A 26,141-nucleotide genomic window follows, 5' to 3' on the forward strand; every position below is an offset into this window, starting at 1 on the left:
GTTGCTTCCGGCTGCTGACCGGGTGCGTCAGCGCTTGGCCTGTGTGTCGTGGGCGGCCAGGTTCGCCAGCCGCTCGTTGTAGGCCGTCAGCTCGGCGTCACCGTCACGGTCGGCGCGTCGGTCGGAGCGGTCGGCCTCCTTGCTGTCGCTCTTGTACCACTGCGCCGCGACGACCAGAGCCAGCACGAGTGCCGGGAGCTCTCCGATAGCCCAGGCGACCGCGCCCCCGTTGCGCTGGTCGGCGAGGGGGTCGGGCACCCAGGGCAGCGAGATCGTCTCGAAGAAGCCGGGCGCGAGCACCGTCGTGCCACTGATGATCGAGACCCCGAAGAAGGCGTGGAACCCGATCGTCGCGAACAGCACGATGAGCCGCAGGGCCGGCCGCCAGCGCTTCGGGCCGGGGTCGATGCCGATGAGCACCCAGGCGAACATGTAGCCGACCAGCACGAAGTGCGCCGTCATCAGCAGGTGACCCGTGTGCGTGCGCAGGGCGATCTCGAACAGCCCGGTCCAGTAGAAGGCGATGAGGCTGAAGAAGAAGAAGCCTCCGGCGAAGATCGGGTTGCCGACGACCAGGAACAGCTTCGAGTGCACGACACGCAGCACGATCTCGCGCCAACCGATGGTGCCGTCGGTGCGGGCGGGAATCGCGCGCAGGGCCAGGGTGATCGGCGCCCCGAGCACGAGGAAGATCGGGATGACCATGGCCTCGGTCATGTGCAGGGTCATGTGCCACGAGAAGGCGACCCGGCCGTAGATGCTGAGCACCCCGTTGGTGACCCAGAGGAACAGCAGCCAGCCGATCACCCAGTTGATGGTGCGTGACACCGGCCACGCGTCACCGCGACGGCGCAGCCGAACCACTCCGTAGAGGTAGAGCCCGATGGCGAGCAGGCCGGTGGCGAGGAACAGCCACTCGACCCGCCAGGCGGTCAGCCAGGTCAGAGCCGTCGGCGCGGGCGGCGCCGGAAACCCGGTGAGCGCCAACGCGATCGACGGGTTCGGGGTGATCTCGGGAACGGGGGGCGCGCTGCGGGCCAGCGCCGTGGCCACCCCGAACGTCAGCCCCATGAGCAGCGTCTCACCGATGGCGAGGCGAACGAACGGACGGTTGCGGATGCCGGTCTGCGCCTTCGACGAGAGCGCGGCGATGGTCGAGTGCCGGTGCCACCAACCAGCCAGACCGAGCAGGAGGAAGGCTGCGACCTTGACGAGGATCAGGACGCCATAGGACGTGGTGAGGTCTTGCCAGGTGCCCAGCCGGGTCGTGGCCGCCATGACGCCGGAGATACCCAGGGTCACCCAGCACCAGAGTGCGAGGGTGGAGTAGCGCCGCACGACCACACCCAGCGAGGTGCCGAACGTCGGCCTCAGCACGATGAGGGCCAGGAGCCCGCCCACCCAGACCCCGGCGCTCAGCAGGTGCGCGCCGAGAGCGTTGACCGCCGTCTCGTGGTCGGCCGAGCCGCCCGCGTGACCGGCGAGCCCGAGCACGAGGATGCCGAACAGGGCGAGGGCCCCGAGCGCCACCGCGGCCCAGCGTGACCGCGCCAGCGACGACCCCGAGGCCACGACGAAGCCGGCCGCGGCGCTGATCAGGCCGACCCGGAAGGTCTCGATCGACCAGGCCGAGCTCATCAGCGAGCTCAGGAAAGCCGGGTCGGACAGGCCCAGCCCGGCGGCATCCGCGAAGCCGAAGACGACCCCGACCACTCCGGCGAGCGCCCAGACGAAACCGGCGGCCGTCGCCACCCGGAACGCATGAGCGACACGCGGGTCGTCGAGCCGTGATTTGCCCTTGGCCGCGGGCACGATCATGCCGCCGAACAGCAGGGCGCCGAGGGTCAGTGAGGCGCTGACGTCGTGCAGAACGCGCACGAGCGGGAGGGTCCAGCGCACGATGGGACCGGCATCCGTCAGCCCCTCGGGAGGCGGTGCTGTCGCCCCGGAGAACATGGCCGCGAGCACGGTCGCGACCAACCCGACGACCACCACGATGGGCACGATCTCAACCGCAAGCCGTGGCCGGCGCGCCGCCGGGTCGACTCGCTGCTGGGTTGGCATACCTCAAGGGTAAGTAGTCTGGCCCCATGCCTATGCACCCGGCCGCACCAGATGACCTCCACGGGATGCTCGATGCCCTCGAGCAGACCGTGCAGGCCATCATCGACCTCGGCTGGGCCTGCCGTGAGCAGGAGTTCGAGCTGCCGACCGAGTTCGGGGGGTTGTCGGTCAAGCAGCAGCTCGCCCACGTGGTGGCCTCCGAGAAGGCCCTGGCCGGCATTCCGCGCCAGCTCGCCGCGAGCGACAGCGGGGCGGTGCCCTACGGAACGTTCACCCGAACGGTCGAGGCCGACGTCGAGAGGCGGTCGACGCAGACCGGCAAGATGGTGCTGCAGGAGCTGGCCGCCTTCCACCCCGAGCGGATGGAAGCGCTGCGACGGTCCGACCTCGAGCTCGACTCGGTCATCGGCGGGCCGTTCGGGCCGGACACCACCTTCGGGCAGCAGCTGCTGCTGCGCACCATCGACGCCTGGACGCGCGAACAAGACCTTCGGCAGGCCCTCAACAGCCCCGGCGACCTCGACAGCGCGGGCGCGGCCCTCACCACCGCCGAGATCCTGAGATCCCTGCCGCGCACCATTGCTCGCACGGCCGAGGTGGGCGCTGGGCACGACGTGGTCTTCGACGTCACCGGGCCCGTCGTGGCCCGCGAAGGCGTGCGAGTGCGCGTCGGCGACGACGGGCGCCCGTTCGGCGTGCTGCTCTTCAGCGGTACCGACCGCCCCGAGGGGCAGGAGTCGGTCGACGTGACCAGCATCCAGCTGACGACCGAGGCCCTCACCCGCCGGGCGGCCGGTCGCCGGTCGACCGATCAGATCCACTACAGCGTCATCGGCGATGAAGCCGTGGCCCACCGCGTGCTGGAGTCTCTGGTTCTCACACAGCTGCTGGCTACTGAGCTCTAGTCGGCGGTTCCGGGGTCGGTGCGATGGCCTTGCGTAACTTCTGCGGAAGACATAGCGTCTTCACTGTCGGTAAAGCCACTGCCGGACGTCGTTTGTCTTACGTCCCGGAGGCTTCATGTCCGCGCTCGCCCATCCCCAGCGGTCCGACTATCGCACTCGTGAGCTCATCGAGATCTTCCGGACCTCGACCGATGAGGGCGAGCGTCACGACGCACTCGAGCTCGTGACGGTGCAGCACATGCCGCTCGCGCGGTCACTTGCCCACCGCTACGCCGGCCGCGGCCTCGACCGCGAAGACCTCGAGCAGGTCGCCTTCCTGGCGCTGCTCAAGGCGCTGCAACGCTTTGACCTCTCCAAGGACACCGAGTTCGGCGCCTACGCGACCCCCACCATCACTGGCGAGATCCGCCGCCACTTCCGCGACCACGGCTGGCTCGTGCGACCGCCCCGAGAGCTGCAGGAACGTCGCCAGCTCGTGTCGCAGACTCGTGACCGGCTCGAGCAGGAGATCGGGCACGAGCCCAATGCCGACGAGCTCGCGAACGAGCTCGACCTGACGCCCGAACGCATCCGCGAGGCCCAGGTGGCGGCATCCAACCTGCGGCCGGCCTCCCTCGACGCCACGACCTCCGAGGGCAGCCGCCCCGTGCTCGACCTGGTCGATGCTCGGGTCGACACCAGCACAGACCCGGCCCTCGACGACGGCATCCTCGTGCGCACCGCGATCCGCCGCCTGCCCGCGCGTGACCAGCAGCTGGTCAAGCTGCGTTTCGACGCCGACCTGACCCAGGCCGAGATCGCGTCGTCAATGGGGCTGAGCGCCATGCAGGTCAGCCGGCTGCTGCGGCGGGTGCTCGACGAGCTGCGCAGCCAGCTCAGCTCGGCCGGCGTCACCGCCTGAGCGACGCCTGACCGGCCCGCCCCTACCGCCCGTCTCCACGCGGAGGCGGGCGACCCGGCCGGCTTCTCGTCGTCACGGATGCCGGGTCGCCCGGCTTCGCTAGCGCTGCGCGGGGTTGGGCACCGAGGCTCGGGCGGCGAGCTGGGTCTCCTGCCCGAGCACGACCTGCGCCGCCACCTGGGCGAGCTTGACGTTGAGCTCCTGCGACGTCGTTCGCAGCAGGGCGAAGGCCTCGTCGGCCGTGACCCGGTGGGTCGCCATCAAGAGTCCCACCGCCTTGCCGATCTCGCGGTTGCTCTGCAGACCCTCACGCAGGGTGCTGGCCTGTTGGCGAGCTCGTAGCGCCATCAGCGCCACCGACGCGAAGGAGGCGAGCACCGCGCCCGTGTCGGCCGAGGATGCGTTGAGAGCGCCAGGAGTGTCGGAGAAGAGGTTGAGGGCACCGACCTTGTCACCGTCGAGGAAGAGCCGGTAGCCGATCGCCGAACGCACCGGCGTCTCGGCGACGATGCGGGCGGTGAAGGTCGGCCAGGGCGAGACGCTGTCGGTGAGGTCGGGGTCGTGCTGGTAGGCCTCATCGAGGATGGCGTCGACGCACGGGCCCTCACCGATCTCGAGCTCGATCTGGTCGATCCGGCGAGCGATCTCGTCGGTGCTGGCGCTCGTGCGGTACTGGTCGCGCTCGCGCAGCAGCAGTGATGCACGATCGCAGCCGTCGACCAGACGCTTCGAGGCGACGACCAGTGCCTCGTGGATCGAGGTGGCGTCGGCGCCTGCGTAGATGAGGTGCGAGAGCTGCCGGAACACCTCGTTGATGGAGCTGTCCTCGGGGATGTCGAGTGACATGGTCCCTCCTGGTGACGTAAAGATCGTGATCGTGTGGTCGTAACGGGAGCCCCCTGCAGCCGACGACCCGGCGGCTGGCTCAATCCTCGCACGCGATCACGGTCGCGATCACGATCGATTCTCGGCCACCCTCCCCGCCGGCCTCGCTCCTTTCGTTTCGAAAGAGTCATGTTGACGGATTCAACTACCCGGGTTAATACTTGCTTGCTGCAAACAAGTACTACGGGAAGGCAGGGGTGTGCAGGTCAGCACCGACCAGGCGAACGATCTCTTTCATGCGCTCATCCGCGTCCAGAAGCTTCTTCTGGCCGCGCGCGCGATCGCACCGAAGGTTCACCCTGGCATGGAGTCCACCGCCTACCCGGTGATGTTCATGGTTCACACCATGGGGCCGGTCGGCATCTCCGACGTGGCCACAATGCTGCACAGTGACGTCTCGACCGTGAGCCGTCAGGTCAGCGGACTGTTCGCCCACGGCCTGCTCGACAAACAACCCGACCCCGCCGATGGTCGGGCCACCCTTGTCTCTCTCACCGAAGCCGGGCGGCGCTCGCTCGACGAGGTGCAGCTGGTGCGAGGCGAGTGGTTCCAAGAGCTGCTTGCCGACTGGCAGGCCGACGAGACCGACATCTTCACCGACCGCCTGCAGCGCCTGGGCGACTCACTCGACCAGAACCTCCGGGACCGTGGCGCGGCAGCGCCCATGATCTTCCCGGCGTCCGACCGAACCTCCGACAAGGAGCACTGACATGGCCGAATCCACGGCCCAACCGACCCTGGCCCAGGACGAGCTGCCAGACCTCAGCCACAAGCAGATCATCACCATCCTCACCGGGTTGATGATGGGCATGTTCCTGGCGGCGCTCGACCAGACCATCGTGGCCTCCTCGATCCGCACCATCGCCGATGACCTCGGAGGGCTCTCGGCCCAGGCGTGGGTGACGACGGCCTACCTCATCACGAGCACCATCGTCACCCCGCTCTACGGCAAGCTGTCCGACATCTACGGGCGCAAGCAGTTCTTCCTGCTCGCCATCTCGATCTTCACCATCGGGTCGATGCTCTGCACGCTCGCGACCTCGATCGGCTCGTTGGCGGCCTACCGGGCCATCCAGGGCCTCGGCGCCGGTGGCCTCTTCGCCCTCGCGCTGGCGATCATCGGCGACATCGTGGCTCCCCGCGAACGCGCCAAGTACCAGGGCTACTTCCTCGCCGTGTTCGGCACCTCGAGCGTGCTGGGCCCGGTCATCGGCGGCTTCTTCGCCGGTCAGGACACCATCCTCGGAGTAACCGGCTGGCGCTGGGTCTTCCTCGTCAACGTGCCGATCGCCATCGCGGCGCTCTTCGTCGTGACCCGAACCCTGCACCTGAAGCACACCCGCCGCAACCACCGCGTCGACTACTGGGGGGCCGCCGCTCTGAGCGTCGCGCTCGTGCCGCTGCTCATCGTGGCCGAGCAGGGCCGCGAGTGGGGCTGGGGATCCACCAAGTCGCTGCTCTGCTTCGGCGTCGGCGTCGCGGGAGTCATCGCCTTCTTCCTCGTCGAGCGCGCCATGGGCGAAGAGGCCCTCATCCCCCTGCGCCTGTTCAAGATCCGCACTATCGCCGTCTCCTCGATCGTCTCGGTGTTCATCGGCATGGGCATGTTCGGTGGGCTGGCCTCCCTGCCGCTCTACCTCCAGATCGTCAAGGGCGCCAGCCCGACGGAAGCCGGCCTGCTGCTGCTGCCGCTGACGCTCGGCATCATGTTCGGCTCGATCCTCTCCGGCCAGCTCATCTCGCGCACCGGCACCTACCGGCACTTCCCGATCATCGGCTCCGGCCTGCTAGCCGGCTCGATGTGGGGGTTCCACTACATCGGCGCCGACACTCCCACCTGGAAGACGATGATCATCATGGTCTTCTTCGGCGTCGGGCTCGGCTTCAACTTCCAGCCGCTCACCCTGGCGGTGCAGAACGCCGTGAGCCGGCGTGACATCGGCGTCGCCACCTCCTCGGCGACGTTCACCCGCCAGATCGGTGGCACGCTCGGCACAGCGGTCTTCTTGTCGATCCTGTTCACCAAGGCGGCTGAGAACATCCCCGCCGCCTACGCCGCGGCGGTTCGCACGCCGGACTTCCAAGCGGCCCTACGAAACCCTCAGGGTGACCCCGCCGCGAACGCCCAGTTCATCAACAGCCTCAAGCCCGGTGGGTCGGGTGCGGGCGGTGGGCTCAGCGACTCGTCGTTCGTGCAGCGCATCGACCCCCGGTTGGCGCACCCCTACCTCGAGGGGTTCTCCTCGGCCATGCAGTCGGTCTTCTTCACGGCGACCTTCATCCTGTTGGCGGCGTTCATCGTGTCGTGGTTCCTGCCGCACGTCGACCTCGGACCCAAGCCGGGAGAGAAGCAGGCCGTGCCCGCGCCCGACGTCGAGGTTCCCGACGATGCCAGACGTGAGGTTTCCGACGAGCCCGACAGCCCCGTCAAGCTCGCGCCCGGTCGCCATCGCGCGCCCTCCAAGCGTTAGCTCGCTCGACATAGCTGACGTCGCCACCGGCGGTCCACGTCGAGTGACCACGTTCCGTTGAGCGTTCGGCACCCGGCCCGCCCGAGAGGTGCCAACCGCACAGTCCGCTGTGCAGTTGGCACCTCTCCCGGTTTCCCGGTGCCAACCGCACAGCCTCGGCCGAGCGGCGAGTTCGGTTGTGGACAAGCCGATTCCGCGCGCGGGGGAGTGTCGGTGGTGGCCTCTAGGGTTTGAGTCATGAACAACGAGGGTTCGCTTCTCGAGAGGCTCCGGCAGCAGCTGGCCGACCTCGAGTCGAGCCAGCGTGCCACCGGTGGCACCGCGGCGGCTGGGTTCTGGTCGACCCCCATCCCGGATGCCGCAGAGCCGGCTCGCTCGGATGCCGCAGGGCCGGCTGCATCGGATGCCGCAGGGCCGGCTCGCTCGGATGCCGCTGAGCCCGCAGACAGTGCCACTGACCCGATCTCACCCGACGCCGCCCCGTCGGGTTCGCCCGGTGAGGAGCGGCCGGTACGGGAGTTCCCGGCGCCGTTGACGGTCCATTGGGCGAACTGGTCGAACGTGTCTGGGGCGTACGCGTCGGGGTTCGCGTTCGCGGCCGCGAGCCTGGACCGGCCTCAGATGGAACCGGCCCGGATGACCGAGGCCGACCTGCTCGAGTCGGTGACCCAGCTCGGCGCCGTGGAACACCACAAGGAGGTCAACCTGGTGCGCCTGGTGACCCAGCTCGAGGCCCGCGGCGTGGCTTCCCCGGGTGGCCTGTCGCGGGTCGACTGGTTGCGCACGGTCGACCCCACTCTGACCGCCAGCGCTGCCAAAGCGGTCGTGACGTGTGGGGCCGCGTTCAACCAGCCTCGCTGGGCTGACCTGTGCGACGCCGTTACCGGCGAGGGCGCCGGAGCCACTCCCGACCGTGCCGACACCGACAGCAATACCGACACCGACACCGACAGCGGCACGGGTACCGGTACGGCAGACAACGAGGCTCACTCCGGGCGGGTGACGGTCGGTAAGGCCGCGCAGGTCATCGACTTCCACACCCGCCTCAAGCCCGTCGCTGACCCCGACGACCTCGACCAGGCCGTCACCCACCTGACCGACCAAGCACCCCTGCTGCGGTGGGAACAGCTCGCCAAGCTGGCCCGGGAGCTGTCTGACCAGGTCCGGCCCCCGAAGGATGCTGAGGAGCACGACCAGAGACGCCGCGACGGCCGCGGGTTGTGGTTCACGGGCCCGAACGCGGCCGGGATGGTCGGGATGAGCGGCACCCTCGACCCCGAAGGCGCCGCGACCCTCAAAGCCGCGATCGACCCCCTGTCCGCACCCCGCCCCCTCACCGACGAGGCCGGGGTTAAGATCGAGGACGACCCCCGACCGCCGCACCAGCGCCGGATGGACGCCCTGCTCGACCTCGTCGCCCGCGGTGTCACCGCGCCCGGCCAGGCACCGTGCACGGACAAGGCCAAGATCGTGGTCACCATCAACTTCGAGGCCCTACGCGAATACGTAGCCTCCGGCTGCCCACCCGACTGGGCCACCAGCAAGCCGAACCCTGGGCGTGGGGGGGGGTCGTGTCTGAGTGGTGACGTGCTCAGCGCGGCCATCGTGCGCCGGCTGGCGTGCGACGCGACGATCATCCCCGTCGTCCTCGGCTCCGACTCCCAACCCCTCGATGTGGGTCGGGAGGAACGCCTCGTCACCCGCGCCATGCGCACCGCGCTCTGGCTCCGCGACGGCGGCTGCTCATTCCCGGGGTGCTCCACCCCCGCGCAGTGGACCGACGCGCACCACGTCAAACACTGGGTCGACGGCGGCACCACCTGCCTGGGCAACCTCGCCCTGTTGTGCCGGCGACACCACATCTACGTCCACGAGAAGAACCTCACCGCGACCATCACCGCCACGAGTGTCACCTGGCACACCTGGCAACACTGGCGCACCACCTTCGGCACCGGGCCACCGATCTGCTGAGGTCGGTCGAACACCGGGCCAGGCGCAGCCATGCGACCTACGACCGGGGCCTTGACTTCCTTCCGCCTGGCGTCCTTCGACGGCCCCGTGTCCGGACCGACCTCGTCAACGAGTATCCGCGCACTTCTGGAGGTGTGCGATCTGGCCCCTCCCATTGACGTGCGCGAGGATGAGCCGTGATCTCAGAGACGTTGAGCGACTTCTTTCTGGCCAGCGCTGGGGTGGCGGGGGCGCTGATCGGCTTGCTGTTCGTCGCTATCTCGGTCTCTCACGAGCGACTGGCCGGCTCAGGCGAGAGCCACCTCCATCGGGTCCGGGCCTCCGCGGCCCTGACCGCTTTCACCAACGCGCTCGCCGTCTCCCTCTTCGCCTTGGTCCCCGGCAACAAGATCGGGTGGGCCACGGTCGTGGTCGCCATCGTGGGTCTGTTCTTCGTCCTGGCTTCGATGACCTTGCTGGTTCGCACTCGTGCACTGCACTGGCGTGACACACGAGACCTCGCCTTTCTGCTCGGCCTCGCCGCGACCTTCGTCGTACAGCTCGTCTCAGGTGCTCAGGTAGTAGCTAACCCCGTCGACACAGAGGCAGCGCGCACCATTGCCATCGTCGTCATCGTCTGTTTTCTCATCGGCATCGCTCGGGCGTGGGAGCTGATCGGTGGGCCCAACATCGGGTTCAGCCATGAGGTGGGAGCCGCGCTGAAGGGCCGACGCGAGCCGAGCCCACCCCCGGACGACCACGCAGGCGGACGTGTGGGGACCCAGGATTGATAGCCGACCGGCCGCTCGCGGTGGCACCTAGGTCAGCGCCGGTCAGCGCCGGTCAGCGCAGATGGGCCAGGTCGCGCCTGGTCAGGAACGAGTGCGTGCCCAGCGCCATCACGAAGGCGACCGCGCCGGCCAGAATGGCCACGAGGTAGCCGTAGCGGGGGCCGACGTGGTCGACAACAACTCCAGAGACGGCTGAGCCGCCTGCGATCCCGATGATCAGCCCGGTGAGCACGATGGTCATGCCCTCGTTGAGCTGGGCCTTGGGCACTATGCGCTCGATGAGGTTCATCACCGTGATCAGGGTGGGCGCCGTGGCCATACCGGCGAAGAGCATCAGCAGGGCCAGTATCCGCAGGTTGCCGGCGAACAGCACCGGTGCCTCGAGCAGCGCCATGCCGAGCGTTCCGGCCAGCAGCAGCTTCAGCAGGTTGCGCCCGTGCGACATCGTGCCGAACACGAGGCCGGAGAAGGCTGATCCAACCGCGTAGAGCGCAAGCACCGGCCCGGCCGCGTTGGGGTGGCCCATGTCCTCGGCCACTGCCAGGGTGACGACCTCGTTGACGCCGAAGATCGCCCCGGTCATCACCATGATGAAGGCCAGAGGCACGAGCCCGGGCACGTGGTGCGCATGAGCGGTCGGGCGCTCGTGGTGCGGCACGACCGGCGGCTCGGTCGATCGTGCCGAGATGAACACGAGCACGCCGACGGTGTAGCAGAGCACCGCGAACACGAAGCCCGCTTCGGGGAACAGGCTCGTGGCGAGCCAGATGGCCAGCACCGGGCCGATGACGAAGGTGACCTCCTCCATCACCTGCTCGAACGACATGGCCGTGTGCAGACTGCGCGCATCGTGGGCGAAGATGTGTGACCACCGCGCCCGGGCCATGGTGCCGAGGTTGGGGATGGCGCCGCACAGGGGGAAGGTGATGAACAGCACCCACGAGGGCCAGCCGCGCCACGACGCGAGGATCGTCATGACCGCCCAGAACCCTGACCACAGGAAGAACGGGATCGCGATGCGACGCTGGCCATAGCGGTCGACGAGACGCCCGAGGAAGGGCGCGAACAGGGCCAGCGACACCATTCCGACCGCCATCACGGCACCGGCAAGGGCATAGGAGTCGCGTCGGGCCGCCACCATGGCTACCGTCGCCACCCCGAACATCGCCCCGGCCGAGCGGGCGATCATGCCTCCCGCGATGAAGACACGCGCCCCCGGAACCTCGAAGAGAGGTCGGTAGGACGCCAGCACTAGATCTCCTTCGGTAAGTTGCGAACTCCTCATCCTTACATCTGCGGGCCGCTACCGGTCAGGATGGCTCCGCTTCGGCCAGTTCAGTCGGAATGTTTTCGTCGGAGCGACCACATCTGCGGCGCCCGTTCCACCTCGACGGCGACGTCCCACGCCACTCCGCCGGATGCCGTCTCGCGGCGAAAGCTGGCCACCGTTCGCCGCGCGAGGGCCGGGTCGGCCGCTACCCGGCCGGCCAGGGCGAGGGCGCGGTCCTGCACATCCGCGTCGTCGCAGGCCGCCCAGGCCAACCCCAGCGCAACGGCCCGTTCGCCGTCGACCTCCTCACCGAAGAGGCCCATCGCCGCCGCGGCCTCGCGACCGGCGACCCGGCTCAGCAGGGTGAAGTGCCCGCCGCCGGGATGGATGCCGATCTGGGCGAAGCCGGGGAGCAGCCGGGCCGTGCGGCTCACGATGCGCAGATCGGTGGCCAGGGCGAGGTTGAGCCCGGCCCCGACGGCGGCCCCGCGCACGGCCGCGATGGTCGGCACGCCGATGCCACCGATCGTGGTGAAGGCCGCGTAGACCGTCTCGAGGTTGCGGTAGGCCTCGTCGGCGACCGGGTCGCGGCCGGTCTCGGCGAGCACGCTGCGCACCGCCCCGGCGCAGAAGTGCGCGCCGCCGGTGACGACGACGGCTCCGACCGCGGCATCCGACTCGGCCGTGCGCGCGGCGTCGATCAGCTCGCGGGACATCTCCACCGAGAGGGCATTGCGCCGCTCGGGGGCGTCGAGGGTGATCAGGGCGACCCCGTCGGTGACGACATAGCGGATCTCGGTCATGTGTGGTTCTCCCTCGGGAAGGCTCGGTGGCCGGGTCGGTGCGCCCGAAGGGAGGTCTTCGGGCCCATCAGGTCGCGCTGCGAGAGACGGAAGGCGGGGCGGCGCGACCGGTGAGCACGAGCGGCCAGAGCCGGTCGTGCCCGGCCGAGCTGGCCAGCTCGGCCAGGGTCTCGTCCCACTCGTGCACCGAGCCGAACTCGCTACGGCGACAAAGAATGGGCTTGGTGAGCAGATGCAGCTCGTGCTCGCGGGTGGTGCCGATCGCGCCGAGCGCCTGGTGGGCGCCCCGCACGACGACCGAGGCGGCGTGTCCGACGCACGACTTCGCCACACCGACGGCGAAGAGCATGCCCGGGTCAGACCAGTCGGATGCCGCTGCGCGGGCGACCGCGGCGTCGGTGGCCGAGCGCGCGAGCGCGGCCTCCATCGCGATGTCGGCCACCAGGTGTTGAACGGCCTGGAAGCGCCCGATCGGCCGGCCGAACTGGGTGCGCTCGGTGACGTGGGCAACGACGATCTCGAGCACCCGGTCCATGCCACCGACGACCTGCGCCGAGCGGGCGAGGGCGCCCCGGAGGTGGAACTGCTCGCCGATGCTGTGGTCGACGACGACCCCACCCTCGAGGTCGTCGAGGTCGAACACGACCGTGTCACAGGGCTCTCCAGCGAGGTTGCGCCCCGCCGTGATCTCGGAGCGGCCGCTCGCCACGTCAGCGACGCGCCACTCGTCGCGGTCTTCCCAGAGCGCCACGATCGACGCGGCGTCGCTGGCCCACGTGACGTTGATGGCCACACCGGAGGGGTCAGGGCGGCAGACGGTGCGCAGCCGGCCGTCATTGGGCAGCCCCGCCGACTCGAGCAGCCACGCGGCGAGCACGTCGTGCTCGGCCACCGGCACGGCAGCCGCGGCGCCGGCCGCGATCCCCAGCAGGGCAGCCGCCTCGAGCCACCCGGCGCCGCTGCCACCACTGGCCTCCGACGCACTCAGGCGGGTCAGACCCAGGGCGTCGAGACGGCCCCAGAGGTCGGCGTCGAAAGCGAGGTTCACACTGGGGCCCGGACGACTGCTGCGATAGTCGTCGAAGAGGTCGACGAGCACGTCGACGAGGTCGGGGTCGGCGACGGGGTGGCTGGTGAGGGGTCTGCCGTCCGCGGGCGTCGCCCGCGCCCAGGTGGGGTTCGGGGTCGGGGTCGGGGTCGGCAGCACGGGGTCGGCCATCAGCGCAGCCCCAGTCCGCGGGCGATGACGCCGCGCAGGATCTCGTTGGTGCCCCCGCGCAGGGTGAAGCCGGGCCGCTGCAGGATCGCGGCCTCCAGCAGGCTGAACAGCTCATCACCGCGCGGCCAGCCCGAGGCCGTCAGGGTGTCGACGTAGTCGGTGATGTCGCCCTCCTCCGTGGTGCCGAGCACCTTGACCGCGGCCGCCGCGGTGTCGACGTCGACGGCACCGCTCGCAGCGGAGGCTCCCGGCCCACCGGCATCCGACTCGGTCTGCTCTTCGAGCGCGCTCGAGATGGCGAACGACATGTGGTGCAGGGCGGCGACCCGGGCTACGTGCCGACCGAGGCCGGCGTCGAGGGGCAGGCTCCCCTCGTTCATGGCCGACGCGGCCGCAGCGAGCAGCTGAAAGGTCGAGAGAAACCGCTCGGGGCCGCTGCGCTCGAAGCCCAGCTCGGAGGTCACCTGCGACCAGCCGTCACCGATCTGACCCAGCACCCGCTCGTCGGGAATGACGACACCACCGAGATGCACCTCGTTGAAGTGATGGTCACCGCCCATCGAGATGATCGGCCGGATCTCGATCTCGGGAGCGTGCAGGTCGACGATGAACTGGCTGAGGCCGTCGTGCCGGTGGGCGGGGTCGAGCGGCGCCGACCGGGCGAGGGCGAAGAAGCCGTCGGCCTCGTGCGCACCGGAGGTCCACACCTTCGTGCCGGTGAGCCGCCAGCCCCCGTCGACTCGCTCGGCGCGGGTGCGCACGCTGGCGAGGTCGGAGCCGGAGTCGGGCTCGCTCATGCCGATGCCGAAGACGATCTCGCCGCGGCTGATGCCAGGCAGAAAGGCCTGCTTCTGCTCCTCGGTGCCGTAGCGCATCAGCGACGGGCCGATCTGACGTTCGGCGATCCAGTGGGCCGCGACCGGTGCCCCGACGACGAGCAGCTCCTCGGTCACGACGAACCGTTCGAGGTAGCTGCGGCCCTGACCGCCGTACTCCGGCGGCACGACCATGCCGAGCCAGCCGCGCCGACCGAGCTCACGGGTGAAGTCACGGTCCCACCGGGTCAGCCACGTGTCGACGTGAGGCACGAAGGCCCCGGCCCGGATCTGCTCCGCGAGAAAGGCGCGCACCTCGTGCCGCAGCTCGGTCAGGGCCGGTTGCTCGGTCACGATCGGCGGGATCAGCGGACGCGGCATCCTGGCCCTTCCTCGGTCGAGCGGGTAGGTCGCCCACTCTGCCACAGCCCGGGTCGCGGCCCAGGGGTCAGTCGCGCCCCTGCCCGGCCAGCCAGGCCAGCACCGCCTCACGGTCGGCGTCGTTGGCGGGAGGCGGGGTGGGCGGCGCCGTGGCGTAGGCCGTGAAGCTGACCGGATGCCGTATCTGCCGGGTCGACCCGTCGCCCACCTCCACCGTGGGCTCGAGCCCGAGTCGTTCGGCCAGCTCGACCGCCGCGGCGAGGTCGTTGATCGGGCTCACCGGCACGCTTGCTTGGGTGAGCACGCTCGCCCAGTGATCTCGGTCGTGGCGACGCATCGCCTCGGCGAGCGCCGCCCCCAGCTCGGCCCGGTGGATGACCCGGCCCGCGTTGGTGGCGAACCGCGGGTCGCTCGAGAGGTCTGCGCGGCCGACCGCCTCAGCCAGCCGCGCGAACTGCCCGTCGTTCCCGCAGGCCACGGCCAACGGACCGTCGGCCGTGGGCAGCAGACCGTACGGCGCGATGCTCGGGTGGTCGTTGCCGAGCCGAGCGGGCATCCGCCCGGTCTCGAGGTAGGCCTGCGCCTGGTTGACCAACCCGGCGAGGCCGCTCGTCAACAGGCTGACCTCGAGACGGTCACCGTGGCCGGTACGCTCGCGCGCCGACAACGCGGCCAGGATGCCGATCACGGCATCCTTTCCCGTCAGCACGTCGATGAGCGCGACGCCCACCTTCATCGGATCGCCGTCGACCTCACCCGTGAGGCTCATCAGGCCGCTCGCGGCCTGCACGACGAAGTCGTAGCCGGGCAGGGCCGCCCCGGCGCCACTGCCGAAGCCGCTGATCGAGGCGTAGACGACGCGTGGGTTCGTCTTCGCGACGACGTCGTAGCCCAGCCCGAGCCGCTCCATGACGCCGGGCCGCAGATTCTCGATGACGACGTCGGCCCGCGCGGCGATGTCGAGGGCGATGGCGAGGTCACCTGGTGCCGCGAGGTCGAGGGCGATCGACGCCTTGCTGCGGTTGACGGCCTCGAAGTAGGTCGAGCCGGCGGCCGAGAACGGCGGGCCCCAGCCTCGGGTCTCGTCGCCCACGCCGGGGCGTTCGATCTTGATCACTCGGGCGCCGAGGTCGGCCAGCATCATGGTGGCCATCGGCCCGGCCAGCACCCGGCTGAAGTCGGCCACCACCACCCCCGTAAGGGGCGCGCCCAGGGCGGGGTCCGTCATGGGTTGCCATCTCCTCTGCGGTCGAGCGCTTGCCGGCTCACTTTCCCACACGAGACCGGACAAGGGTGATCCACGCAAAACCAGGACCGCGAGACGCGGCCCGTGGTATATCGGTCAAGACAGGGAGTGAGTCGACGACCGCCCGGTCACCGCTCGCCCTGCTCGAACGGAGGTCCGCATGTCTCGTTCGTCCTTCATGTTCGGAATCGTCTCCGCTGCCGCCTGCGCGGCCGTCGTGGCCGCCGCAGCGGCCGGAACCGCGGGCGCAGCCAACGCTGCGCCCGCCCATCAGTCCTCAGGCGCCGCCAGCCCGGCCGCCAGAGGCGGGCCACCCAAGGTCAAGACTCCTTCGCCGCCGTCCAACGCCCGGGCCAAGGGTGGAGTCGTCTTCGGCTGCCAGTCGGTCACCGCAACGGTGCGCTGCTACGGTCCCGACCAGATTCGTGCGGCCTACGGCACTGACAAGCTGATCAACGCCGGCTTCACCGGCAAGGGACGCAAGGTGGTCGTCGTCGACGCCTACCAGAGCCCCACACTGCGAGCCGACCTCTCCTCCTTCAACTCGGTCTGGGGACTGCCAACCGCACCGCTGCAGATCGTGGCCCCCGACGGGCTCACCCCGTTCGACCCGAACGACGCCAACATGCAGGGCTGGGCCAGCGAGATCAACCTCGACGTGCAGTGGGCCCACGCCATGGCCCCGGGCGCCAAGATCGTTCTCGTTCTGGCGAAGTCCAACAACGACAACGACCTCCAGAGTGCGATCAAGTACGCCGTCGACCACAACCTGGGCGACACGCTGTCGATGAGTTTCGGCGAGGCAGAGTCGTGCTACGGCGTCAACCCAGACGGCACACGCCAACCCGGCACCACCCTTGCGGCCCAGCATGCGATCGCGAACCAGGCCCGCCGCCAGGGGATGACCCTCTTCGCCTCGGCCGGTGACTCCGGGTCGACGGAGCCCACCTGCAACGGCACCGGCAACCTCATCGCGGCGTCGACCCCCGCGAGCGACCCCTACGTCACCTCGGTCGGCGGCACGCAGCTCTTCGCCAACCCAGTGACGGGTCGCTACCAGCGCGAGGTGGTGTGGAACGAGCAGAAGGCCTTCGGCTTCCGTACTACCGGCGGTGGCGGCTTCAGCAACACCTACGGCATGCCGTGGTGGCAGAACGGGGTCGGAGACCTGCCCAGCCGTGGAGTGCCCGACGTGTCCTACAACGCCGCCATAAACGGTGGGGTCATCGTCGCGCTCCAGGGCTCGTTCTACATCTTCGGCGGCACGAGCTCAGGCAGCCCGCAGTGGGCCGGCATCGCCGCCGACATCGCTCAGCTGAACAAGGGGCGGCTGGGTTTGATCAACCCTGCTCTGTACCAGATCGCACGAAACACCCCGTCGGCCTTCCACGACATCACCAGGGGCCAGAACGGCGACTTCGGGCTCGGTGGCTTCACCGCCGGCATCGGCTGGGACGCCGCGAGCGGCCTGGGGACACCGGTGGTGAACACGCTCGCGCTCTCGCTGGCCGCCGCCCTCTAGGGCGGGCGGTTCAGCCGTTCACACGAGAGGAGCAAATAGACGAGCGGGTGGGCTGGGGAAACCCTGGTCCGTCCGTTCGTCCATCCAACTAGCGGGCCGAGGCCAGACCGAGCAGCGCGGCGAGGCCGAGGGCACTGCGTGGGTCGTAGCTCGAGGTCCAGAGCCCCCCGTGAGCAGCCTCGTGAGCCTCGTCCTGCCACGGCTGCGGCTGGGCAGGCGAACCGGTGCGCAGGTCGTGCACGAGCAGCGCAGCCATCAGGGTGTTGGCCGTTCCCGGCTCGAACACCTCGATGCCGAACCGGTGCGCCCCGGCGTAGGCGGCCGCGAGCACCCGGTTCTTCAGCACCGACCGGGTGCGGGTGGGCGGCGCCACGTTGAGCGAGACCACACCGCCCTCCTCTCGATAGGTCGTGGCGCGCCACCGTTGAAGTCGTTTGGCCAGCAGATAGTTCGGCCCCTGCTGCAACACCACGCTGTCGTTGATGCCGGGGTTCTGGCCGGGCACGTAGTTGCGGCGAAGCAGCCGGCCCCCGCTGATGGTGCGCAACGGCACCCGCAGCACCTTGGATGTGCGCCGCGCGGCGTAGTTCGCCACCGAGCGGTCGACGGCCGTGCCGGGCACGGCGAAGACGTCGGTCGGGGTGGCGAGAAAGGCGAGCGCGACCTCGCCTCGCCCCTTCTGCTCGACCACGCGACGGGTGAGCGCGTCGACCGCCATCGACACACGGACGTTGGTCTCACCGTCGGCGTATACGTAGTTGCCGATCACGACTGGGCCGTCGACCTGCGACACCCACCGGGTCACCGACCCGAGGTCGTGCACGAGGTCACCTCCCGAGCGGGCGGTGACCGGGTCGTCCCCTGGCCTGACCGGCACGGTGATCGACCCGGCCAGCTTTCGGGTGTCGCCGACCAGTCTGTCCCACAGTTCTTTTCGCGGGAGGTCGACGGCCGCCACGTCAGCCCCCCACCGCAGCAGCGACCGAAGGGGGCCCATCTCGGCGGCCGCGCCGAGCACGACCACCGTGCGATCGCGGAGGTCGAGCCAGTCGGGGTTGTCGATGACGAGATTCACCGCCGCGGCACAGCTCGGCTCGATCATGCCGGTCTCGACCCAGACGTCGAGACGACGTCGGAGACGGTCACCCGAGAGGCGCTCACCGGCATCCGGGATGGAGAGAGTGCGGTCGGGGACACCTTCACCCGTGAAGGTGTGCGAACCGAGCGCGTCGCCCTCCGGCGCAAAAGCCGACATCAGCGGCTGGTCGCCCTCGGTGCCTTCCGGGCCCATCCACCGCATCCGCTCGTGCAGCGACGTGAGGCCGTCGCGGGCAATCGTGCGAGCGGCCGCCGGCGAGACCAGGCCCGCCTCGACGAGCCGGCGAAAGTGCGGCAGGTAGCCCTGCCTCCAGTTCGTCTCACGCTCGGCCGATGCTGCACCCACGGGGTCGACCGCGCGCAGGGCATCGGCCACCACGGCGCGGCCGGTCGCCGTGGTGCTCCGCCGTTGGCTGCTGGCTTCGAGGGGAAAGACCACTCCGGTGGGGTCGCTCATGCCCCCATCCTGCCCGGTCACCCTTCGACCACCTCGCGTGAGTGTCACGCCGGGGCTTTGCGCGCTCCCACCTTGCTGATCACCCGGTAGGTGGTGCGTGCGACTGCGAGGTTGCCGGCCCGGTCGCGCACCATGCAGGTCACGGTGTGCACCCCGAGGCGGTCGACGCCGGGGAGCCGACCGGTCTGGCACGCCTCGCCGGCCACCCCCGAGCCGTCGTCGGCGCCGTGCGCGATCAGCACGACGCGAGCGCCCTGCACCACGACCGCGGGTCGCGCCTCCGGATGCAGCGTGGGCTGGGTCCGGTCGTCCGGGTACGCCGAAGGGCTCGACCATGCTGATCCACCGGCTGTCAGGTCCGCCAGGTCGGTGAGCCGTCCGACCTCGGTGCGGGGAGACTGTGGTGAGGGCGTCGTCAACCCCAGGGCGAGCCATCCGGCCGCAGCGAGGGCCAGGGTGGCGGCGCTTCCGGTCACCAACCCCCCGCTGCCCTCAGCCCTTGCCGACACGTGCGACACCTCCCCACGATCTCGTCGCTCAGAGGTCAGAGGTCGGGCCCGACTCGCCTGATACCCGTCGGGCGTTCCGGTCATCTCGGTCGAGAAGTGCCGGTCGGGTAGGGCCGATCCCTAGCGGTGTCTCCCCCCCCATGTCGATGCTCCCCTGCCGCGCAGGCGATACAGGTGGATGCCGTCGGGCGAGCCTCCAGCCGGCCGCTGGGGATATCTGTGCCGCAGACCTCGCACCGTCCGTAGTCGCCGGCCGCGATGCGCTCACTCGCCCGGTCGATGTCGACCAGATGAGCCTCGGCCTGGGCCACGAGGGCCGCGAGCTGCGACCGCTCGTAGGCGATGGTCGAGCCCTCGGGGTCGTGCTCGTCATCGGCGTTGGAGCCCTCGGACGCGGCCACCACGCCGGCGAAGCCGCTCTGCAGCGCCGCCAGACGGGATGCGGTCGCCGCCCGGTCGGCGGCCAGCCGAGCCCGCGCCCGATCTATCGCTGAGGGAGTGGCCATCGAGCCATTGTCCTCGCAGCGGCCGGCGAACACACCGTGTAATCCTCAACCCACCGGGTAGCTACCCGGTGGGTTGAGGATTACTCGGTGTGTTGCGGGGGTCAGGCCGGGGGTTCGCCCTGCGAGGCCCACAGGTCGGGGCCGAACACCTCGTACCGGATGTGCTCTGCCGGCACCCCCCGCTCGAGCAACGTCGTGCGCACGTGCCGCATGAACGGCAGCGGGCCGCAGGTGAACACCTGCAGGTCAGCCGGCAGGTCGATGGTGCGGAGGTCCATGTAGCCCGAGGCCGACCGCGTGTCGTCAGGCTCGACGTGCTCGTACCACGCGTAGGTCGTGAAGCTGTCGATCGCGCGGCCGACGTGCAGCACGGTGTCACGCAGGGCGTGGTCGCGCGCCGTGCGGTCGGCGTGCGCGACGATCACCGGCCGCTGTGGTTGGGTGCGGGCGATGTGCTCGACGATCGGCAGCACCGTGGTGATCCCGGCACCCGCGCTGGCGAGCAGCAGCGGGCCGGCGGCATCCGACACGACGAAGTCGCCGCAGGGTGAGCTGACGTCGAGCCGGTCACCCACCCGCACCCCCTCGTGCAGGTGCGTCGAGACCCGGCCGTCCGGCGCGCCGTCGACACCGCGTGCCCGGTTCACCGTGATCTGCAGGCGGGTTCCCGAAGCGGTCGACGAGACGGTGTACTGGCGCGGCTGACGTTCACCGTCGGGCAGGTCGACGAAGACCGAGACGTACTGCCCCGGTTCGGTCGTGGGCAGCGGCAGGCCGTCGGCGGGTTCGAGCACGAGCGAGATGATGTCGTGGGCCTCGTCGATACGTCGAACGACGACGTAGGGGCGCAGTGCGTCGTCGGCCCGGATGCCGGCCTGCTGGTAGAGGCGGGCCTCCTCGGCGCCGAGCTGCATCGCGAAGAGCCAGTACACCTCGCCCCAGGCGTCGGCCACCTCGGGCGTGACCGCATCGCCGAGCACCTCGGCGACGGCCCCGAGCAGGTGGTGCCCCACGATGGTGTACTGCTCGGGCCGGATGCCGAGTGACACGTGCTTGTGCGCGATGCGCCGCATGACGTGCTCGAACGAGGGCGCGTCGGGGTCGATCAGCGCAACGGCATACGCGACGACGGATGCCGCGAGCGCCCGGCTCTGCTCGCCGGTGGCCTGGTTGCCCTGGTTGAAGATGCGCAGCAGCTCGGGGTGGGAGGCGAACATGCTCGGGTAGAACAGAGCTGTGATCTCCTCCGCGTGCGCGGCCACCGCGGGAGCCGTGGCCGCCACGACGGCTGCGGACTCGGCGGACAGCAGCCCCGGTTTCGGGGCTGCGGCGGGGCGAGGGGTTTCGCTACCGGTGGGGGTCGGTGCGGCGGGTTGGGTCTGGACGGCAGTGGGAACGGCGTTCATCGGCAGTCTGGCCTCTCGGGCGGCAAAGGGGGCGAGTCGAAACGGCGACTCTTTGTCCAATTTACACGGATATTTCCGTGACTACCAATTCATCCCGATCAGATACGGATCGACGAACGCCCTGGTCAGGGGCTGACGGCCAGCACGCCGTGCGCGCCGCGCTCGGCGTCGACCATGAGGTGCGAGATGAAGGGGTAGTGCCCGGCCTCGGGGAGGGCGAGCTCGACGAACCCGCCTTGAGCGGGAGCGAGCGACAGCGCCTGGCTGCCGCCTTGACCCTCCTGCCCCATTCGCAACCGGTAGGCCCCCTCGGCGTAGACGGTGTCGAACTGGCCGCCGACGACGTGGAAGGAGGTGGGCCGGTTCGGGCCGACGTCGAGCACCCAGATGCGCACGCGCTCGCCGACCCGCGCGGTCAGGGGCTGATGGTCGTACTGGTTCGCGTACCCGTTGAACACCACGGCATCGGGGCGCTCCGCGTTGACCTTGTCGACATCGACCGGGCCGCCGTCGGCGCCGAGGTAGAGCTCCGACTGAACGAGCAGGTACTCGTGGGCGACGGGGGCGAGGGCGGGCGGGTCGATGATGACTGCCCCGAAGAGCCCGTTCGCGATGTGCGCCGACATCGGCATGCTCGAGCAGTGGTACATCCAGATGCCGGCCCGGGCCGCCGTGAAGGTGTAGACGAGGGAACCGCCCGGCGGGATGGTGCGCATCGGGCCGTCGGGCGCCAGGGCCCCTGCGTGGAAGTCGATCGAGTGCCCCATCGTGGCCCGGTTGACGAGGGTGATCTCGAAGACGTCACCCACCTTGCCGCGCAACGTCGGACCGGGCACCGAGCCGTTGTAGGTCCAGAGGGTCTGCACCACCCCCGGGGCCACCTCACGAACCACCTCGCTGATGGTGAACGTCTGCCGGTGGATGCGCTTCGAGCTCGCGGCCGGCAGCCGCGCCGGGTGGGCCGCGAACCCGGCACCCGGCATCCGGCTGAAGTCGAGCCGGGCTGGGGCGCCGGCGGTTTCGGGCGTGACGCCGTCGGGCTGGGCGCCGGCGTGCGATCCCATGGCGGGCGCCGCATCGGCCGCTGCGTGGCCGGCCTCGTTGCCGGCCGGCGCGCCCACGGCCACGACCTCGAACACCATTCCCATCTGCCGGTGCCCGACGACCGAGCACCACCCCTGCAGGTCGCGCCCCACCACCCCGACGTCGAGCGACGCCCGTGCCCCCGGGTCGAGCCGGCCGCTGTCGGCTCCGGTGTCGAGCACGAGGTCGTGCACCGTTTCGGGGTCGGCGTTGTGCAGCATGATGACGAGGCGGTTGCCGGCCGGCACCTCGACCCGAGCCGGGGTGAAGCGCATGTTGTCGGCCGTCACCGCCACCGTGGTGGTCTGCCCGGTGGGCGCCACCCCGGCCGAGGCGGCAGTGGTGCCGGCCCGTCCGACGGCGGACGGGTCGAAGGAGACTCCGGCCGCCACGGCCACGAGCACCAGCGCGAGGCCGGCCACCGCGAGCCCGCTGCCCTGCTTGCGGGCCTGCTGCGCCGCTTCGGCGCTCGGCCGCGAGCCGCGTGGCGTCGGGCCGGGCGAAGGCCGCGTGATCGACCCCGGCCCGGAGCCTGGCTTGCCGGATGCCGCTGCCTTCGCCCGCCGGGAGGCCTTCGCAGCGAGTGCCATCAACGGTAGAAAGGCGGCGAAGCCCGCAACCACGAGCAGTCCGGCGAGAGACTTCACCGCAGGAGGCACGGGCAGCACGGCCACGAGCAGGCCGAGGTTGACCACCGTCAGCCGCAGCGGGGCGCCTCGTTCGAGCACCGCGGTGGCAGCTCGCACGGCCGACGGCCCGCCCCGCAGCACGACCGGCATCAGGTAGGACATGGCTCCGTACAGCACCTGGGCCGCGAAGCCGACGGCGAGCGCCGGGGTCACGAGGGTGAGTCGGTCGTGGGCCTGCTGCCAGGTCGGCGCGGTGGCGATCGCGCCGGTCAGCAGGGCGAGCGTGACCACGAGCCAGGTCAGCCCGGCCAGCACCGACCAGGTGGCGAACGATGACGGGGGTTTGGCGCGGGCGCACTGAACGAAGGGCACGGCCAGCACCCCGACCCCACCGAGGTAGAGCGCGAGGCCGGCCGCCGCTCCGAGCAACGAGCCGGCCAGGGTCGTGGCCACCACCACCACGACCGCCGCGGCCAGCACCGGCAGAGCCGTGGTGGCCGCCCGCTCGGCGCCGGGCACGACCCGGGTGCGCAGCATCGTCGGCCACAGCGTGACGAGGGTGCCGAGAACGGTGAGACCGAGCCAGCCGAGCACGTTGACGGCGACGTGCGCCAGCACGAGGCGCTCGTCGCCGCTGCTGCCGTCGCCGGCGGTGACGACGGTGCCGAGCGAGGCCCCCACGGGCAGCAGCGCAGCCGCCACGACGTAGTAGTGCACCGTCATCGCGAACCGGGCCTTGAGGGCCCGACGCAGCTGAACGAGAAGTACCGTGCCGTGCCAGAGCGCGGCCGCAGCGATGGCGGTGGCGCCCACCGCGGTGATCACCCACTGGGCGATGAGCACCCCCACGACGACCACGACGGCGCCGCCGTTGAGCAGGGCCAGCCTGCTCGACTGCCGTCGTCGGTCGCCGGGCCGGGCCGGGAGGTGCAGCAGGGCGTCGGAGAAGTATCGGCTCCACACCAGGATCGAGTGGCTGACGGCGCCGAGCAGCAGCAGGTGGATCAGCAACCACCTCGGTGCGGGCAGGCTCGCGTGCAGCACCGCCGCCGCCAGTGCAGCCAGCAGCCAGACCACCGTCGGGAGGTCGCGCAGCGGCCAGAAGCCGCCCTTGGCGGCAGCGGGTTCACCAGTGGCCGGTCGACGGCCCAGCTCGGGGGTCACCGCCCGATCCCGGATGCCGGGCGGGAGTCGACCGCAATATCAGTATCTCTCACGAGAGCACCCTCAGCACGGGCAACCTCAGCGCGGGCAACCTCAGCGCGGGCAACCTCAGCGCGGGCAACCTCAGCGCGGGCAACCCCAGCGCGGGCAACCCCAGCGGGGGCTCCCTCGGCAGCGACGACGGCGTCACCGGTAGAGCCCGGCGCTCGGCGGGCGACCGGCCGGAGGCGCGTGGCCGACCAGACCGCCACCGCGACGAAGGCGAGAATGGCCACTCCGTTGAGCACCCCACCCCAGCGCCAGGCCCACGACGCTCCCAGCGCGTCTCCGCCCCACAGCCTCAGGACCAGCGCCGAGTGCAGCAGCACCGCAGGGCCGATGAACGCAGGGTGGTAGGGCAGGGGTCGGCGCAGCACTGCGGGAAGGATGACGGGCGCGTGCGCCATGATCATCGAGATCGTGAAGCCGAGAAAGACGGCATGCACGACAGCGTCGTAGCGGGCGCCGTCACCGGCTGCGCCCCCGACGAGCCAGGTCGCCCCGGCGACGCCGAGCCAGAGGTAGCCCGCCAGCAGGCAGGCCGCCGAGAACCGGGGCAGGCCCTGCGATCGCACGGTGTGGCGGGCGACGTCGTGCGAGGCCAGCCAGCCGACGAGTACGAGCAGCGACGCCCCCAGCAGGGGAACGGTCGCCGGCCAGAGCAGGCTCGCGCCGACGGACACGGCGAACAGCCCGCCGAGGATGAGCAGGTCGCGACCGGCATTCGGGCCCATGGCGATCCGGGCCAGCTCGAGCCGCTCGCCGCCGATCGTGAGCACGACGAAGCCGACCAGCCACGGCAGCACCGTCGGTACGGCCACACCCGACTGCCAGAGCAGGAGGGCGCCGACGGCCAGCATCGCGCCCAACGCCTGGGCCGCTACCGCCTCGTCGCGCTGGCGTCGCCAAAGGGGCAGGTAGACGGCCACGAGCGCGACGGCGCCGAGGAGCAACAGCACCTGACCGACCCGAAGTGGAGTCGGTGAGAGCACCACCAGGGCGCCGACACCGAGCAGGCCGGGAGCCGCGAAGCCGACGGCCCGCTTCAACGCAACCGCGCGTTCGAGGCTCACCAACGTGCCAACGAAGCCGATGACGAGCAGGATGCCGTGCACCTCCGGCAACCGCTCGGTGGTGACGGGAGCCGGCAGCCCGAGCAGCAGCAGCGCGGCGTCGAGGCCGGCGAGCAGGGCCAGAGCGGCCAGCATCAGGAAGGGCGCTCGCCGACGAAGCGCTCGGCCCTGGGTCGTCATGCCGGTGGTGACCCTGCCGGCCGACCGCCCAGCCGCAACCGGCAGGCGCCCGGTTCGGAGAAGGCCAGCAGGGTCACCGGTTCGGGCGAGCCCCACTGCGACAGCGCGCCCTCGACGATGCCGCGGTGCACCGAGCAGACGACCTCGGGGTTGGCGGTGGCGGCATCCAGCAACGGGCATCGGGTCAGTCGCACCGAGGTGACCCTGCCGGTCGTCTCAGGGGCAAAGCCGAGGTCGTCGAGCAACCCCACCACGTGGCGCCGGGCCGCGAGGGCGCCCGGGCCGGGGGGTGGGCCCTGCCGTTCGGCGAGGTCACGACCCCAGCCCTGCCCCGCTTCCCGACCCTCCTGCGCAGGGTCGGGGCTGTGCCGGCGGATGGAGTCGGCGAGTGCCGAAGCCAGGCCCGCGTACTCACGCACCCCGTTCGGTACGGCAGCGCGCGCTGCGGTGTAGAGCCACGCGGGGCGGCCGCGGCCGTTGGGCTCGGCGAGGGCTCGAGAGACCAGGCCCTGCTGCTGGAGGGCGTCGAGGTGCTCGCGGAGGGTGTTCACGTGCAACGACGTCGTGTCGCTCAGGGCAGCCAGACTCAGTGGTTCTGCGGTTTCGTTCAGCGCAGCGAGCACGCGCGCTCGGGATCGGGAGGTCGTTGCGGGCGCAACCGACGAAAGGGCGGGGAGCGGCCCGAGGGCCCGGTCCAGGCCCGTCTTGGAGGCGTCTTGTTTTTGCACGGTACTAGTGTATAAAAATAGAGACACGTCGCCAACCGGCCACACC

The 26,141-nt window shown here is 70.4% G+C and carries 21 protein-coding genes; 7 read left to right on the top strand and 14 right to left on the bottom strand.

What is annotated here, in order from left to right; translation table 11 throughout:
• Window positions 1-27 precede the first annotated feature (27 nt).
• Window positions 28-2,064 (bottom strand): cytochrome c oxidase assembly protein, encoded by a 2,037-nt coding sequence (locus BA895_RS08205; protein ID WP_070191419.1) that lies wholly within the window; start codon window positions 2,062-2,064, stop codon window positions 28-30.
• A gap of 26 nt (window positions 2,065-2,090) precedes the next feature.
• Here BA895_RS08205 and BA895_RS08210 point away from each other — a divergent pair, with 26 nt between their 5' ends.
• Window positions 2,091-2,969, top strand: a complete 879-nt coding sequence (locus tag BA895_RS08210) for a maleylpyruvate isomerase family mycothiol-dependent enzyme (protein WP_070191420.1) — start codon at window positions 2,091-2,093, stop codon at window positions 2,967-2,969.
• A 115-nt stretch (window positions 2,970-3,084) separates the two neighbouring features.
• Entirely contained in the window at window positions 3,085-3,870 is a 786-nt protein-coding gene (locus BA895_RS08215; RefSeq protein WP_070191421.1) for a sigma-70 family RNA polymerase sigma factor, read from the top strand.
• Between the two features lie 99 nt (window positions 3,871-3,969).
• Here the strand turns inward: BA895_RS08215 and BA895_RS08220 are convergent, their stop codons facing one another.
• Entirely contained in the window at window positions 3,970-4,716 is a 747-nt protein-coding gene (locus BA895_RS08220; RefSeq protein WP_070191422.1) for a GAF and ANTAR domain-containing protein, read from the bottom strand.
• A 343-nt stretch (window positions 4,717-5,059) separates the two neighbouring features.
• Between BA895_RS08220 and BA895_RS08225 the strand changes: the two genes are divergently transcribed.
• From BA895_RS08225 to BA895_RS08240, 4 genes are all read left to right on the top strand, one after another.
• The gene (locus BA895_RS08225) at window positions 5,060-5,464 is read left to right on the top strand and encodes a MarR family winged helix-turn-helix transcriptional regulator (protein ID WP_139142568.1); all 405 of its coding nucleotides are present in this window, start codon (window positions 5,060-5,062) and stop codon (window positions 5,462-5,464) included.
• A 1-nt stretch (window position 5,465) separates the two neighbouring features.
• The gene (locus BA895_RS08230) at window positions 5,466-7,226 is read left to right on the top strand and encodes an MDR family MFS transporter (protein WP_083283127.1); all 1,761 of its coding nucleotides are present in this window, start codon (window positions 5,466-5,468) and stop codon (window positions 7,224-7,226) included.
• 237 nt (window positions 7,227-7,463) lie between these two features.
• A complete protein-coding gene (locus BA895_RS08235; protein ID WP_070191424.1) occupies window positions 7,464-9,197 on the top strand; it encodes an HNH endonuclease signature motif containing protein in 1,734 nt (577 codons plus the stop codon).
• Window positions 9,198-9,373: 176 nt separating this feature from the next.
• Window positions 9,374-9,967, top strand: a complete 594-nt coding sequence (locus tag BA895_RS08240; RefSeq protein WP_070191425.1) for a hypothetical protein — start codon at window positions 9,374-9,376, stop codon at window positions 9,965-9,967.
• A gap of 52 nt (window positions 9,968-10,019) precedes the next feature.
• Here the strand turns inward: BA895_RS08240 and BA895_RS08245 are convergent, their stop codons facing one another.
• From BA895_RS08245 to BA895_RS08265, 5 genes are all read right to left on the bottom strand, one after another.
• A complete protein-coding gene (locus tag BA895_RS08245; protein ID WP_070191426.1) occupies window positions 10,020-11,219 on the bottom strand; it encodes an MFS transporter in 1,200 nt (399 codons plus the stop codon).
• An 83-nt stretch (window positions 11,220-11,302) separates the two neighbouring features.
• Entirely contained in the window at window positions 11,303-12,040 is a 738-nt protein-coding gene (locus tag BA895_RS08250) for an enoyl-CoA hydratase-related protein (RefSeq protein ID WP_070191427.1), read from the bottom strand.
• 67 nt (window positions 12,041-12,107) lie between these two features.
• Window positions 12,108-13,259, bottom strand: a complete 1,152-nt coding sequence (locus BA895_RS08255) for an acyl-CoA dehydrogenase family protein (protein ID WP_083283128.1) — start codon at window positions 13,257-13,259, stop codon at window positions 12,108-12,110.
• The gene (locus tag BA895_RS08260; RefSeq protein ID WP_070191428.1) at window positions 13,259-14,455 is read right to left on the bottom strand and encodes an acyl-CoA dehydrogenase family protein; all 1,197 of its coding nucleotides are present in this window, start codon (window positions 14,453-14,455) and stop codon (window positions 13,259-13,261) included. The genes BA895_RS08255 and BA895_RS08260 overlap by 1 nt, the downstream gene beginning before the upstream one ends.
• A 67-nt stretch (window positions 14,456-14,522) precedes the next feature.
• Entirely contained in the window at window positions 14,523-15,683 is a 1,161-nt protein-coding gene (locus BA895_RS08265) for a CaiB/BaiF CoA-transferase family protein (protein WP_070191429.1), read from the bottom strand.
• A gap of 178 nt (window positions 15,684-15,861) precedes the next feature.
• Here BA895_RS08265 and BA895_RS08270 point away from each other — a divergent pair, with 178 nt between their 5' ends.
• Window positions 15,862-17,223, top strand: coding sequence for a S53 family peptidase (locus tag BA895_RS08270; protein ID WP_070191430.1), 1,362 nt, complete (start codon window positions 15,862-15,864; stop codon window positions 17,221-17,223).
• Between the two features lie 88 nt (window positions 17,224-17,311).
• Here the strand turns inward: BA895_RS08270 and BA895_RS08275 are convergent, their stop codons facing one another.
• The 7 genes from BA895_RS08275 to BA895_RS08305 all read right to left on the bottom strand — a co-directional run bounded on the left by BA895_RS08275 (window position 17,312) and on the right by BA895_RS08305 (window position 26,095).
• On the bottom strand, window positions 17,312-18,778 hold the full coding sequence (locus BA895_RS08275; RefSeq protein ID WP_070191431.1) for a hypothetical protein: 1,467 nt from the start codon (window positions 18,776-18,778) through the stop codon (window positions 17,312-17,314).
• A gap of 44 nt (window positions 18,779-18,822) precedes the next feature.
• Window positions 18,823-19,287: a hypothetical protein gene (locus BA895_RS08280; RefSeq protein ID WP_139142569.1), complete on the bottom strand. Its 465-nt coding sequence runs from the start codon at window positions 19,285-19,287 to the stop codon at window positions 18,823-18,825.
• 80 nt (window positions 19,288-19,367) lie between these two features.
• Window positions 19,368-19,793, bottom strand: coding sequence for a TraR/DksA C4-type zinc finger protein (locus BA895_RS08285; RefSeq protein ID WP_083283139.1), 426 nt, complete (start codon window positions 19,791-19,793; stop codon window positions 19,368-19,370).
• Between the two features lie 101 nt (window positions 19,794-19,894).
• Window positions 19,895-21,199: a globin domain-containing protein gene (locus tag BA895_RS08290; protein ID WP_083283129.1), complete on the bottom strand. Its 1,305-nt coding sequence runs from the start codon at window positions 21,197-21,199 to the stop codon at window positions 19,895-19,897.
• A gap of 125 nt (window positions 21,200-21,324) precedes the next feature.
• Window positions 21,325-24,075 (bottom strand): multicopper oxidase domain-containing protein, encoded by a 2,751-nt coding sequence (locus BA895_RS08295; protein WP_254666392.1) that lies wholly within the window; start codon window positions 24,073-24,075, stop codon window positions 21,325-21,327.
• Entirely contained in the window at window positions 24,072-25,367 is a 1,296-nt protein-coding gene (locus tag BA895_RS08300; RefSeq protein ID WP_070191434.1) for a hypothetical protein, read from the bottom strand. The genes BA895_RS08295 and BA895_RS08300 overlap by 4 nt, the downstream gene beginning before the upstream one ends.
• Window positions 25,364-26,095, bottom strand: coding sequence for a metalloregulator ArsR/SmtB family transcription factor (locus BA895_RS08305; RefSeq protein WP_217493863.1), 732 nt, complete (start codon window positions 26,093-26,095; stop codon window positions 25,364-25,366). Before BA895_RS08305 ends, BA895_RS08300 begins: the two co-directional genes overlap by 4 nt.
• Between the last annotated feature and the right edge of the window lie 46 nt (window positions 26,096-26,141).

Origin of the sequence: Humibacillus sp. DSM 29435 (genome assembly GCF_001758225.1) — a bacterium.
Taxonomy (GTDB): Bacteria; Actinomycetota; Actinomycetes; order Actinomycetales; family Dermatophilaceae; genus DSM-29435.